The 13,550-nt window shown below is 59.4% G+C and carries 10 protein-coding genes; 2 read left to right on the top strand and 8 right to left on the bottom strand.

The features are described from left to right. The 6 genes from AC6FTP_RS22165 to AC6FTP_RS22140 all read right to left on the bottom strand — a co-directional run. The coding region (locus tag AC6FTP_RS22165) for a carboxypeptidase regulatory-like domain-containing protein (protein ID WP_497209093.1) at window positions 1-693 on the bottom strand (693 nt) is incomplete at its 3' end. A 65-nt stretch (window positions 694-758) separates the two neighbouring features. Beyond that, window positions 759-1,970, bottom strand: a complete 1,212-nt coding sequence (locus AC6FTP_RS22160; RefSeq protein WP_497209092.1) for a hypothetical protein — start codon at window positions 1,968-1,970, stop codon at window positions 759-761. A 501-nt stretch (window positions 1,971-2,471) separates the two neighbouring features. Next, entirely contained in the window at window positions 2,472-4,430 is a 1,959-nt protein-coding gene (locus AC6FTP_RS22155) for a beta-helix domain-containing protein (RefSeq protein WP_497209091.1), read from the bottom strand. Between the two features lie 63 nt (window positions 4,431-4,493). After that, window positions 4,494-5,183 carry a PEP-CTERM sorting domain-containing protein gene (locus tag AC6FTP_RS22150; RefSeq protein ID WP_497209090.1) on the bottom strand — a complete coding sequence of 230 codons (690 nt, stop codon included), beginning with the start codon at window positions 5,181-5,183 and terminating at the stop codon, window positions 4,494-4,496. Between the two features lie 52 nt (window positions 5,184-5,235). Continuing rightward, the gene (locus AC6FTP_RS22145) at window positions 5,236-6,270 is read right to left on the bottom strand and encodes a hypothetical protein (protein ID WP_497209089.1); all 1,035 of its coding nucleotides are present in this window, start codon (window positions 6,268-6,270) and stop codon (window positions 5,236-5,238) included. Beyond that, window positions 6,267-6,533 (bottom strand): hypothetical protein, encoded by a 267-nt coding sequence (locus AC6FTP_RS22140; protein WP_497209088.1) that lies wholly within the window; start codon window positions 6,531-6,533, stop codon window positions 6,267-6,269. The genes AC6FTP_RS22145 and AC6FTP_RS22140 overlap by 4 nt, the downstream gene beginning before the upstream one ends. Here AC6FTP_RS22140 and AC6FTP_RS22135 point away from each other — a divergent pair. Together AC6FTP_RS22135 and AC6FTP_RS22130 are read left to right on the top strand one after the other, a co-directional pair. Continuing rightward, window positions 6,532-7,584: a hypothetical protein gene (locus AC6FTP_RS22135; RefSeq protein ID WP_497209087.1), complete on the top strand. Its 1,053-nt coding sequence runs from the start codon at window positions 6,532-6,534 to the stop codon at window positions 7,582-7,584. The genes AC6FTP_RS22140 and AC6FTP_RS22135 overlap by 2 nt on opposite strands. 85 nt (window positions 7,585-7,669) lie before the next feature. Next, window positions 7,670-9,367, top strand: a complete 1,698-nt coding sequence (locus tag AC6FTP_RS22130) for a hypothetical protein (protein WP_497209086.1) — start codon at window positions 7,670-7,672, stop codon at window positions 9,365-9,367. 56 nt (window positions 9,368-9,423) lie between these two features. On the opposite strand, the gene AC6FTP_RS22125 is transcribed toward AC6FTP_RS22130, so the two are convergent. Continuing rightward, a complete protein-coding gene (locus AC6FTP_RS22125) occupies window positions 9,424-12,264 on the bottom strand; it encodes an immunoglobulin domain-containing protein (RefSeq protein WP_497209085.1) in 2,841 nt (946 codons plus the stop codon). Window positions 12,265-12,598: 334 nt separating this feature from the next. Next, on the bottom strand, window positions 12,599-13,550 hold a 952-nt coding region (gene bamD, locus AC6FTP_RS22120; protein WP_497209084.1), incomplete at its 5' end, for an outer membrane protein assembly factor BamD.

The raw sequence follows: 13,550 nt of genomic DNA, 5'->3' as shown, positions 1-13,550 counted from the left end.
GATCGTCGCCCCGGTGGACTCGGCGTTGAGGTCGGGAAGGAAGGTCTTCGTAGTAGAGACATTGCGAATGACGGCCGTGGGGAAGAGGTCCAGGGAGACAGCGCGGCGGTCTGGGTCGGAACTGGGAACGCGAAGACCGTTTAGGCTGACAACGTTGTAGCGGTCACTCAGGCCGCGGACGACGACAAACTTCCCGTCCGCCACGTTTACACCAGTCTGCTTGGAGAGCAGCTTGGCCGCATCGGAAGCACCTGTCTGGGAGATGAACTGCGCACCCAGGACGTCGGTGAAGCTCTTTAGCTCCGTACGCAGCTCGATCTCACCAACACCTCCTTCCGCCGTGTCCACGATCTCCTCCTGACTGACGACAAACTCATCGAGTTCGACGACCTCCGCGGTAATCTCGACCTCGACTTCCTTCACAGAGCCCGCACTGACTACCAGATCACTGCGGCGCTCGCGGATGAAACCTTCCTTGCTGATGAGAACGGCATACTGCCCAGGTGGCACACCGTTGATGAAGAAAACGCCCTCTTCGTTGGTAACTGCGGACAGGCTAGATCCCTCCAGCGCCACGCTGGCACCGGCCACGGGCACGGAGAAGTCGGCGTCCAGCACGGTGCCACGAAGGCCGCCGCCAGCCTGCTGGGCGAAGGCAGACTGGCAGGTAAAGATAAATACGGAGAGCGCCATGGCGCACAAGCGCAGAAGACAGCCCTCCGTCTGCCTGAATGAATAAGTCTTGGCAGCTCCGGGGGTCATTGAGAAACAGAGTCGTCCAGGTGAAGGAGGGCGGCGATCTGCTCGTATGCCTTGTCGCTGAAGGGCAGATTCAATTCAGCATGCAGCAAGCAACATTCCAAAGCGGCATCGGCAGCGATGCGGGGATGAGGGTAGCGGCGTGCAGAGGCCACGGCGTCAGCTAACGCCTGATCGCGCTCTGTTTCGCTGCCTACACGATGGGCAGCGCGAGCGGCAGCCACCAGTGCACGGGACGAGTCAGCGATAAAGACCTTCGCCAGCTTGTCACGGGCGTCCTTGGCAGCCTTGATGGCGAGGTCTTTTTCGCCCCATTCCAGAAGCACCGGCACAGCGTCGGCAAAGTACGGGCCTTTCCACTCCGCTTGCTCCGGGTATGCCGCAGTCTGCGCCAAGTAGCGGTTCATTGCCTTGCTTGCATGTGAGCGAAGTTTTTCGTGTGACCAAAGTGTGCGTGCCAGATCCAGCAGACCGTGATGTGCTCCCGGATGATGAGATTCCGTGCATAGCTGTCCGACATAGTCGATGAAAGGAAACGCCCGCTCTTCAGGTAGCGCTGGCAGTGCCTTCTCCATGGCGGTGATGGCGAAGCGCACCGAGGCCAGCGCACCGGATGCTTCTTTGCTGATCCGGGCTTTTACCGCTTCCAGAGTCTTCGGAGGCTCGGCGAGTTTGCCAGCACGCAACCACTCTGTCTCCACCTCTAGGCGTATATCAGGCTCCAGATGCTTCAGATCTACCAAGTTGCCGGACTTCTCCGCCATAAGCCCTTTCGTGATGGCAATGTCCCTTTCTGCGTTTCGCCTGCGCACCATAGATAGCCGGGGCAGGCTTTTTTCGATGTCCGGGATCAGGGCTGCAGCCTCCGGCTTCCGACCCGCGTGCAAATGATACAGCATGAGCCGCGTGAATCCGCTTTCCTCACCCAACAATCGCATCTTTTCGGACAGCATCAGGGCGTCATCCAAGCGGCCAGCCTTCAGGTTCGCCGCCACAACATCGCCTAGACGAGCAGTGTAACTCGGAACATCGGCGGCGAGCAGGTCCGCACAGGACTCAGCTAGTCGGATAGCATCACGTTTCGGGTATTCGGCCCTCGGTTTGGCGTGTTTTTGCGAGTCAACCATCAGCTCTTCGATCAATTTTTCTGTCGAGGCGATGGAACTCAAATCTTGTGCCGACACCAAACAAGGGCACGAAAGCAGCGCCATGATAGGAAGGCAAAGGAGGTAATTGGAGATTGGCATTTATCCCCTGCATTGTGACGGCCACACGTTGAAGGAAATGTGTTTTCGGTTACAAAAAAGTAACTTTGGGAGGCTGAAATCAGATTTGGAGGCCAGTAAGCAAACTTTTCGTCACACAAATCCGGGTCCAGTTCTGAAATCGAGCTGAACAATGGCACCTTCTGGAAGCACCGCGGCAGACAAACCATGCGAAGCGGGACTGTCTCTGAGAAACTCCCCTTCTCCAAACGTCTCTGCTTTATTTAGGGTTCTGCGAGTCCTGCTTTAGCGGGGCTCGATGTAACAGAAATTCCATGGGCTTGGGAGAAAGCGTGGATTCAAAAGACCTACATCATTCCCGCAACACTCACCATCTTGGAGGAAAGTGATTGCGCCCTGCCGTGCGCACCATGAAAAAGGGCGGCTGGTATGAACCAGCCGCCCAGAGTTTGAGAACGGTGTAATGCAGATCAACCTAGACGGTCATTACTGCGGGATCACGCGGTAGTGAACAGGAGTGCCAGTGAAGCTGTAGCCACTGTCAGCCACGGTGATCTGTCCGACGGTGGCGTTCGTGTCCGCAGATCCTCCGTCCTGAACAGAGGTGAAGGGCACGAAGGTCTTGCCATCCGTGGAGCGCTCAACCACATAAACCACAGCGTCACCGGCGACGGTTTCAGTGGTGTCAGCCGCGAAGCTGGCAGACACGGTCGTGGTGGCGACACTGAGGGTGACTGAAGGGCGGGCGACGTTGTCGTCGGCCTTGTTGATCAGGTCCACGGCGTGGGACCAGCTCCAGCCCCAAAGCCAGTTGTTGTCACGCATGGCACCGCGGTGACGCACCGGGGAGAAGAAGTTCGTCACGCCAACGCGGGACGGATCTGAACCGATGTCGTCACGAGCGATGCTGTCCAGGCTGGTGTCGTCAACAAGACGGGGGTCGAGACCGTTCTTGGTGGCATGGCCTTTGAGGCGGAGTTGCGAGATGGCAGCAGCAGCGTGGGTGAGGGTATTGCTGGCATCACCGCCGCTGGTGGCGCTGCCGAAGTTGAAGTAAAGAGTGTCAAGGACATCAGCGCTGGTTTCCACCGGAGCGGTGGCGTGGCCGGCAATGAAGACCACGGGACCATGGATGTCTTCGGAAACACCGCGTGCCCACTGCCCATCTGCACCCTTCAGGATGTGCATCGCACTATCCTGGGCAGCAGGGGTGGTATTGGCACCCTTGTTGCCGATAAAGGTGAAGTTGAAAGCCCAGGCATTGGTCTGGGGGGTGACGCGGGAGTTGTCTGTTTCGGAGCCATCCCACTCGATCATCTTATCACTCACAGCTGCAGCATTACGTCCGATGGAGGTACCGTCGGTGGCATTGCCCCAGCCTGAGCGGAGGTAGCTTTCGTTGTCGTTGATGGCGAAAAGATGCTGGAGGTTGCCAGAGAAGCCGAAGTCACCGTCGAAGCAGTCATCACCATTCAAGACAGAGGCGAGATAGCGGCAGTTTACATAACCGCCGAACCATTCGAAACCGTCGTCGGCGTTTTGAGCCACTTCCTGGAACTCAATCACCGTGCCACGACCCACGCCGCCCATGGTAACACCATTGATTTCATTAGCAGCAGCGAGGTTGAAGCCGCCGTAACGATGGGACCAGAAGCGGATGACGCCGCTGTTGTCGTTTTCATCCACGCCGCCGAAGAAGCCTGGATTGAAGGTGGTGCTGGAGGAGAAGACGGTGCCTGCACCATCAGCATCAAAGGCGGTGCCGAGAGTGACCGTGGTGTTGGTCAGGCCTTCGATGAGGGCGAAGCCGGTGCCGTTCCCCGTGGCCGTGGTGAAGGTGTTGGGGTAGGCGATCGTTTCGCTGGTCACAGCGCCGGTGGTGTTGTCCACACCACCATGAACGCTGCCGTCCCAGGTGAGGGCATTGGTATCGCCATCGCGGTCGTAGCCGAGAGGCGTGCGGCCCAGGATGACGAGTCCACCGCACTCCTTGCTAAAAGCAAAGGCGTTCGCTCCAGTGCCGCCATCAATCGGGTAAGGCTGGGCTGTCACAGGAACAGAACCAGAATTGCCAGTGATCGCGACAGGAATGGTGTTCGCGCCTCCAGCAACATAAGGGTCGTCCAGCGACGTGAAGACGATAGGATCGTCCGCTGTAGCGTTGCCCACGATTTTGGCACCACGGGTGACAATGATGGAACCCGGGCTGTTGGTGAACCCGGTGATATCAGCACGGGCAGCGCGTATGATAGTCCCTGGTTCGACGGTGAGCTTGGCCGGTGGGAGGAGGTAAATGACCTTCGTGATAACATAAACGTTGTCACGGGAGAAGCGGGTGTCCGCTGTGATGTCAGCGGCGACTTCGACGATGGCAGCCTGGGCTGCACCACCGAATCCAAGAGCCGCCGTGGCGGCTGCGAGGATGGATTTGGAGAAAAATTTCATGAGTTTGATCAATAGAATGAGGTCAGAACTTGAGTGAAGGGAATGAACCGTGGAGAGCGCGGATTAGGCGCGGCGACGGCGGAAGAAGAAACCGCCAAGACCGAGGAACATGAGCAGCGCGCGGGAAGGCTCTGGCACAGCACCGATGGTGCCGAGGCGGTGCGAACCAGCACCAGCGCCGATGTCAGCACCCGTGCCAAGCTGACCGACGAGGGCGGTAAGAGCGGAAGGCGTCATGTCGAAGGCAGAATCGTTGCTGGGGATGACGTCGCTGTCAGCCCAGATGTAGGTGCTGGCGAAGATACCCTGCTGGGTAGCGCTGAGGAGGTTGGCATTGTCCAACACCCACATGTAGATGTTGCTGCCAGCGATGTCGTTGGCGACGTTGGTGGTGGCCCCGCTGCTGAGGTCATAGGTGGTGCCACCGTAGGTGGTGGAGCCGCCAGCGTAGGTGGCTGCACCGCCGAGTGTGGTGTTGTCGAAAAAGCCAGGGGTGGCGAAGGCACTGATGGGGCCGTTGTAGTTCACCACTTCACGGAAATTCGCGTCCAGGAAGGCGATGTTATCCGCGTTGCTGGTGATTGCCGTATTCGTGATGGTGAAAGTGCCGAAACGGATGCGACCATTCGCGAGAGCGGTGGTGCCGTCCGCGAGGGTCAGCCCATTGCTGACGTTGTCAGCAAGGAGGGTGGCTGCGGAAGCGGAGCAAAGAGAGGCGGCGAGGAAGCCGAGGGTAAGAAATGTCTTTTTCATAGTGAATGATTTTTAAATTACTTTCGCGGTTTGAGGAGTGGTGATGGGTGGGTTATTCGGCGAAGGGTTCTGGAAGGGCGAAGCCGACGCTGCCGGCCTGCTCGCGGAAGAGGATGGCCTTGCCCGGAGTGAGGACGACGCCGCCCTGATCGGCTCCAGTCGGAGCAGAGGTAAGGCGCCAGCCAGTGCCGCCGAGGCCCCCGGTTTTGTAGAAGTAGCTGTTCAGCACGCCAGCGCTCTCGATGTAGATGGTGTCCGCCGAAGCCGCGCCCGTGGAGCCTGTGACATGAGTGTTCAGGCTGCTGGCGGCCAGCGTGGTGGAGACGGAGAAGGGATTGTTGACGATGTTAAAACCAGCGACAACGGAGGGGCTCTCACGACCGATGGTGGTGAAGCCCGTGGAGCGCAGGTTGAAAGCGGAGCCTGCGTTGCGGCGCTGAACGAGGACGGCGTGGCCGGACTCGATCACCGTGCCACCCTGTTCGGCACCCGTCGGAGCGGAGGCGAGCCTCCAGCCGGAGCCACCAAGACCGCCAGTCTTGTAGAAGTAAGCGACGACCGCACCCGCGTTGTCGAGATAGACAAGGTCGGAGCTGGCAGAGCCAGTGGTAGTGTTCCAGCCAGCGGCAGGAGGAGCACCAAAGAGTGTGGCGAGGGTTTCCAGTTCATAGATGATGAACTCATCACCGACGTTCGGGGTCAGCGCGGCGTTCGTGACGACCGTGCTGGCTGTGTTGCTGGCGAGGCGGGAGGACTGGCCATAGGCGGTCGTGCTGCTGCCGACAGGGGCGTTGGCACCCGTGCCACGCTGGTCGTCACGGCTGGTGATCTTGATGGCGTGCGGAGTGGTCAGTGTTCCGAGGGTAGCGGAGACTCCCAAGGTGGTGCCAGAGACGCTCGTGATCGTGCCGGAGGCGACGATGTTCACCAGGGGAATGGAGACGAGGGTGGACTGGTTGATGGGGAGGGTGACATCAAGAACCGCAGCCGTGCGGCTGACGGGTAGATCCTGGGCCTGCACAGCACCGCCGGAGAGTGCTGCGAAAGCGAGGATGGCAAAATAGAACAACGAGGAGGATCGCTTCATGGATTGGGAAGAGGTGTTGGGTCATGGCGAGATTTCCCGCCAATTTCCGTTATGCCCGCTGATCGACTCTTTTTAAAGATGGCCTGTGCAACATTACCGTCACTTCTGGCTTGTTTTTCAAAAATGGAGGCACCCCAAGAAGCCGGTTGACCAATTGTTTCAATAAATTCACCACGCAGAACTGTCTCGTGACTGAGCTTGTTTATAGAAGCAGTCATGTCGAAGCCCACATCCGCATATGATCCTTTCATCATGCCGTCCATGACTCAGAAAAAGCGGACGCGGCGCATGGTGCCAGAGCACTGGGGCAGTTCTCTTCTCGGCCTCGGCGTGGGCCTGATCATGACAGCCGCAGTCATCGCCGGAACCTGGTATTTTTCAGGACTGAATGAGCCGCCCCGCGCCACCTCAGCGGCCTCGGTCACGCCACCAGAACCTCTGGCAAAAGCTCCAGCACAGAGCCTTCTGGTGGGTGCGGTGAAACCTTCGGCACCCGTCCGTCACATCTCCATGAAGGAGATTGCAGCCATGGAGATGAAACAGGTGCGACGCCCTTTACCCAATGTTTTCAGGGAAAAACCGGAAGGCGGCATGGCAAGCCACACGGAGATTCTGGCGCTGTCCTCGGCCCAGGTGAAGGAGGCTGCGGCAGTTCTGGAAGGCTACCAGCGGGCAGACAGCGTGGAGGGCAAGGCCGACTATGTGCTGAACAAAGACGCGATGCTGCCGAAAATGCGGAAGCACTACCAGGAACGCCAGGACGCCGATCCCGTGACGACGCGGCTGGTTTCCGCCGCACAGATTCTCTTCGGTTCCAGTTCGTTTCTGAGCCTGACCTATGAAAGTCCGAGCCACAGCGACCGTCAGGCAGTGGCCATCTTTGTCCGCTCAGTCGGTGCCGGGATGCTGCTGGATTGGGAAAGCTGGACGGGCTTCAATGACATGGACTGGCCCACGCTCCAAAAAGAGAAACCGCAGACGCCTGTCTGGATGCGGGTTACCGCAGTGCCCGGGGATTACTACAACCATGAATTCGCTGACAAGGCCCACTTCCTCTGTGTGAAGCTGATCAGCCCGAACGGAGGCCACTCGATGTACGGCTATGTGCGGCGCTCGGCGATGGTGGCCACTTACTTATCCCAGCAGTTGCACTACGAGGAATATGAGATCACCGGTCGATCCAGGGCCTCGATGCGGTTGACCGTGCGCATTACTTTTCCGCCGGCGGCAAAGTCAGACCAGTGCGTGAACATCCGCCAGGCGCTGCCGAACCGTTGGTTCATGTTTGACTGGGAGTCTCAGGCCGGTCTTTGAGCCGTCTGAGCTGGGCTCTTCAGGGGTTGCACAGAGGGGTGAGCAGCGTATGGGACCTGGGCGGCACCCTCCGCCCGCATGATCCATGGCACAGAGCACTTCCAGGCCGGCTCCTGAGCCGGTGCCTTTCAGAAAACGCGCCCGTTTTGGGCGTGTGACAAAGACCGCTTTGGTGATCATTGTGGGAAGCGCCCTGGTACGCTGGGTCGGCTGGCCGGTCTGGCAGGAGGTAGCGCGCAGGCGAGCCCTGGTGGCCCTTGAGGAAGCCCATGACCATATCGGCACCGGCTCCTGGAAAGAAGCTTCCGAATGCCTGAAAACTGCCTCGCGAGGCCTGCCGCCAGATGATGTGGCCTTCCTCCGCGCCGTGGCTGCCTTCCTCGACAAAACCCAGGGCGATCCGGCGCTGCTAAGATCCACCCTGCTCCGCCTGAAGGAAATGGGCCACTGGCAGAGTGGCGACAGTCTGAGTCTGGCCTGGACCACCTACCACAGCGGAAATCTCCTGGCTGCCGCCAACGCCTTCGATCTTCTGCCGGAGGACCTGAAGACCAGCAAAGAAGGGCGGAGACTCGCCGCCGCACTGTCCGAGGCCCAAGGTTTCCCCCCGCCAGTATGGGCGGAGTCGGAGGTCGAAAAGCTGATCCGCACCCACACATCGGGCATGACGGAGATGCAGGGTGCCGCTTTGCAGAGGCTGTGGGAAGTGTCCCGTGAGGAAACGGCGGAGGCGCTGCACGCCATCGCCTACCTCGCCGGTCTGAAAACGCTCTCCGCCACTGAAGCGGGGGTGCTTGTGAAACGCGCAGAAACTCACCCTGCCGCCTCTCTGCATGAGCGGCTGGCGGCTTACTCAGGGCTGATGCGTGCGGTCCCCGACACGCGCCACAAGACGCTGACCGGACTGGTGGATCTCTGCCGGAGCGGCTCGCGTGAGGACATGCGGGTCTTTGTGGAATGGCTGGCATTGGAAGGCGAGAGTGAACTCATCCGCACGTTGCTGACGAAAGACGCCTTGTTCACTGACGCGGCCCTGTTCGCAGCCTACGCCCAGTCACTCGTCCTCTCCGGCCATTGGCAGGAGCTGCGGCTGCTCCTGACAGAGGACGAGTATCTGCCTCCTGTCTCCGCAGGGCGTGTCCAGCTCTGGCTCGCCGAAGTCGCCAGCCATGAAGACACCGGCGGCGCGGCAGTCGAAAAGCATCTTAAAACCTGCCTTGAACTCGAATCGACTGGCAACCGGCGGACGATGCTGGCAGCAGGCATGCTCGCTGAGAAGCTGGGCCTGGCTGATCTGGCCCTTGATGCCTACGACAAGCTCGCGGACTCCAATCACAGCCGTCCGCTGGTCTTCATTGAACGCGCGGCGGAGCTGGCGGCCGCCCAGGGCATGACGGAGCGCCTCATCGGCTACACACGCAGTCTCTACAAACTCAGGCCGGATAACCATGCCTATCGGCTGCGTCTGCGCTACCTGGAGGTGCTGCAGGGCATCAATCTGGAGTTTGCAGACTCAGAAAAAGCAGGAGCACCTGTGGAAGAGGCTCCCATCCGCCTGATCCAGGCGCTCGCCGCCTACCGTATGCAGGACGCAGCGAGGCTGAAAGACCTGCTGGCTGAAGTCATCCCCCGCGAGGATTTTCTGACCCATGGCCAGAAAGCCGTGCTGGCTGGACTGCTGGCTGCCGACGGCCAGGTGGCAGCAGGCTTCCAAGTCGCGGAAAAACTGCGGCGCAGCCTGCTTCTTCCAGAGGAACAGCGCTTTCTGGACATGGCGCTGTAAAAAAGGAGCGCCGTTTCCGGCGCTCCTCGAAGTGTATCAAAATCCAATGACTCAGATCATGGCATAATGGCCTCGCTGAGCGTGAAGGCGCCCGAGAGCCTGCGGGCTGGCTCAAAGGAGCTGTCGTCCGTGAGGAAGAAGCCGACGCCGAGCAGTTCACCGTTCACCGGGACGACTAGGCCTTCGAGCTTCTCAGGCTTGGTGCCTGGCTTGATGGTGCCAGAGATGACCCCCGTGGCAGGCACGGCGGTCATGGTGATGCCAAGCGCGTTCGTGTTGGCCACCGTGATTTTGCTGCCCACAGCGATGGTGGCGGCCTCAATGATGTCGTCCGCATTCGTTTCTGGATCTTCCAGGTTGGCGTCGGTGACTGTGAGCGTCGCATTGTCTGTGCCTGGGGTGAGGTCCAGCAGGACTTTCGGGCTGGCAGGAACCACATAGGCACCACCTTCGATGGAGAGGTCCACCGGGCCAAAGCCTGCTGCATACAGCGTGTTTTTGACGTTGTTGGGCGGGCGGTTCCAACTGGCATTTCCCAGCAGGGTGTTGTCAGAAGCGTCTGCATTGCCTTTGGAGTCGATTAAGATGTCGCCAAGCAGGGAGCCTTTGATTGTCGTCTTGTAGAGGGTCTGGAAGATGAACGCTTCACCGTTCGGTCCCATGAAGGTGGCGAAGGTGATGGACTCACCGTCGGAAAGCTTGCCGGCAAAGGTCAGCTTGCCGTCTTTGGCGACGCTGAAGCTGGCAAAACTTTTCCCCTGGGGAATGTCGAGATCACCAACATCAAGAAGATCGGCCAGCTCAAGAAGCATGTGGTGGCGGGCCATGTAGCCGACTGCGTTCGCCGCAGCCGGAGCGGCCAGCCACTTGTTGCGCCAGCCCTCGAAGGCCAGGGGGGTGTCCATGCCAGCGCTGATCTCACCATCCGCCAACTTGTTACCAGAGAGGCTGAAGCTCACCTGGAGAGGTGCCTGGTTGATGGCACGGAGCACGGTGAAGGAGACTTCATGCACGTTGTTCAGTGAATCGAACTCGAAGCCGCCGGCGAAGCTATGGACTGCGGTGCCAAGGGTGATCTTTCCAGACACGCCCCCGGTGGTGGCGATGGTCATGTCGAAACGACCCCCAAGACCCTGGCTGAGGTCGCCGCGCTCGATCGGGCCAGACCAGGTGCCGACGAGATTGTCGGCAATGCCAGTGATGACGATCTCATCCGTGGCTGTTGCATTTGGAAGTACGCCGTTCGAGACGGTGATGGTGATCTTGGCCGTTTTGCCCGCTGGTGTCGCGGCCTGCGGACGTCCGCTGATGAGGCCGGTGACCTTGTCGATCACCAGTCCCTTCGGAAGACCGGCGGCGGCAAAAATGGCCGGGGTGCGCGTGAGCGTGCCATCGACCGGCACTTGGAAACTGTAGGGCTCGCCGACCTGACCATCTGGCATGTTCAAAGCCAGCGGGTTGGTGATCAGAGGAGCCTGATTTACAACGATCAACTCCGTGGAGGCACCGACGACCGGGCTGGCGATACCAGCAGCCTGGACTTCACAGGTGTAAAGCACGGCAGCCGGAGAGGTGGCCAGCGGGGTGATCTTCAGTGTCTTCGTGGTTGCACCCGGGATGACGTCGCCATCCTTCTTCCACTGAAGCGTGGCTTTGTTCGCCGGCAGCACACCCGTCTCGGCGTAATTGAGTGTCAAGGTCACGGAGCCCTTGGTGTTCTCCTTGGCGACAACACGCGCGACAGGGACATTGTCCTGAACAACGGTGAGGAGGGCCTGATTGCTTAGCACTTTGTTCGTTTTGGTAGCGACCACATTGCTGACTTCGCAACGATAGAGGCCCGCATCCTTCAGGCTGACTCCGTAAAGCGTCAGTGTGTCTGTGGTGGCGCCAACGATCGGAGCTGTGCCTTTTAACCAGCGGTAGGTCAGCGGACCGGAGCCGGTGGCAGTGGCGCTGAAGGTCACCGTTTCGCCAACTTTCACCGCCTGCGTGTCTGGATGATCGGTGACTGTGGCGATGGGGCTGAGCACGTTCAGGCTGACGTTGTTGGAATTAGCAGGGCCGCCCGCGTTGCTGACTTCCACATAGTAAGTGCCACTGTCCGTGATCTGAGGGGTGGCGATGGTGAAGGTGGCGCCCGTGCCAAGGACGGTGGCGCTGCCGGTCTTGAACCATTTCTGGGTGAATGGCGCATCGCCATCCGCCGTGTAGCTGAAGGTCACCGAGGTGCCGACGTAAATGTCCGCACTTGCTGGTGTGCGCGAGGCGATGACGTTGGAAGGAGCTACCGCCCCAGCAAGCTGGAGCACATGGGAGTTCGCCCCGGCACCGATGTCCGCACCTGTCGCGAGCTGACCGATGTGGGCGGTGATACCCGGAATGCTGGAGTCAATGTCCATACTCGTCGAGTTGTCGGGGACTGTGTCCGCATCTTTCCAGCGAATGTCCGAGGAGAAAATTGCCTGTTGGGTCGCCTCAGACGCCGTCGTGTTGTTGAGAACCCAGACATAGACCTTCTCGCCCACGATGTCTGTCGAACTGGTGTCCTCCGTGGTACCACTGGTCGAGTCAAAAGGGCGACCATCATACGTGGCCGAAGTGGAGTAGTTCAGATTCAACTCGAAAAACCCGTCTGTTGAGAAGGTGTTGATGACCCCGCTGTAGCTGACCACTTCGATGAAGGCCGCATCTAGGGCGGTGAAGCTCGCGGCATTCGCAGCGTAGTCAAAACCGGTCGGGAAATAGCCATAGCGGATCGTGCCACTGGCCAGAGGCGTCGTCCCGCCAGCAAGCGTCAGGCCATTTCCGACATTCGAGGATGTCAAAGTCGCAGCTTGTGAACCCGCTCCCATGGTGAGCAGCAGGAGCAGTGCGGATAAAAGATATTTCTTCATGGGTTGGATGGGGGTTTGGGGGGCGTTGTCATTAGCCAAGCAGAACCAGGGGATTGAGGTCGGTTCTGATTGGGGAGTTTTGTATCCGCCTTTCCATGCATGTATCCGTCACGCGAGATTCCGCGCCAATGAGTGGGATGAAACATTTTCGTCACCTGTTATGGCGCTGAATGGAGCATCCATGAGCATAAGGTGCGCGCTGGAAACGATTCCGCCACATGCTGGCCTTTCTGGCACCAACGGTAGGCTTGAACCTTGTCAGCGCCTTGTATTGACAAGGTAAACGTTAATCCCATAAACCCAAAGCCCGGCTCACCTTCCCAGCCAAAAAGCTTCATCGCACAGGACCGACCTGCTCATCTGTCACGTCGGGGAACTTCGTTGCCAACTGCTGGTAGTAAACCTCCGCCGCCTTCATGTTCCCCCGGCCTTCGTAGTAGCGCGCGATGCTCATCAACTCACGCCGCTCGGCCAGACGCACTTCCCCGAGACAAGCCCGGGCCTGAGCACCTTTGTCACTTTCAGGAAATCGGGCGATGAACCATGCGAGCGACACCGCAGCAGCCTCGCGCTGATGTGGGCTGTCGCCGCGCATCGTCTTCCAGTCCTTGTAGGCGATGTAAGCACATTGATAGGCGGAATCATCCGCCAGTTCGTGCCTCGGAAAGTTCTCCGCGAAATCTTCATGCATGGCGATGGCTTCGCGTTTCTCGCCGGCCTTTTCCAGTGTCAGCGCGAGGTAGTAGTGCGCCTGTATGCCGATCTCACTTTGCGGGCCGTTCTTGACGATGACGCGCAGCATCTCCGCCAGCACCTCGGGGTCCACTTTTTGTGAAGGACGCACGGGTTCCAGAGTGCGACGTGCCTCAGGGCCTCGCCCCATAAGCCGCAACGCCAGACGAAGCTGCCCCTCATGCGCTTTGGCAAAGTGCCCCGGCTGCTCGGTGGCGAGACGGTTCAGCGCCTCGAAGGCGGCCGGATCTTCACCCAGATGTTCCTGCAGGCGATATATCTCCCACAGCGCCAGCGCGCATGTTTCACTCCGACGATACTTGGTGGCGATGGTATTGAAGCGCTCCAGCGCCTCCTCGTGCTCACCCTCGGTGATGAGTTTCATGCCACGCTGGTAAAGCCTCACCGCATTCTCATCCTCAGCAGCCAGGATTGCAGTCGTGGTCAGCAGGAAAGCAAACAGCCCCAGATGCCCGGGGCTGTAAGAAAGGAAAGACTTGAAGAGCTGCCTCATGATCAAGGTGCCGCCACAGGCTCCAGCAAAGGCAGCGCTC

It is taken from the genome of Prosthecobacter sp. (assembly GCF_044378005.1).
Lineage (GTDB): Bacteria > Verrucomicrobiota > Verrucomicrobiia > Verrucomicrobiales > Verrucomicrobiaceae > Prosthecobacter.
The sequence above is the reverse complement of the archived record's forward strand: the minus strand, read 5'-3'. Positions and strand labels throughout refer to the sequence as shown.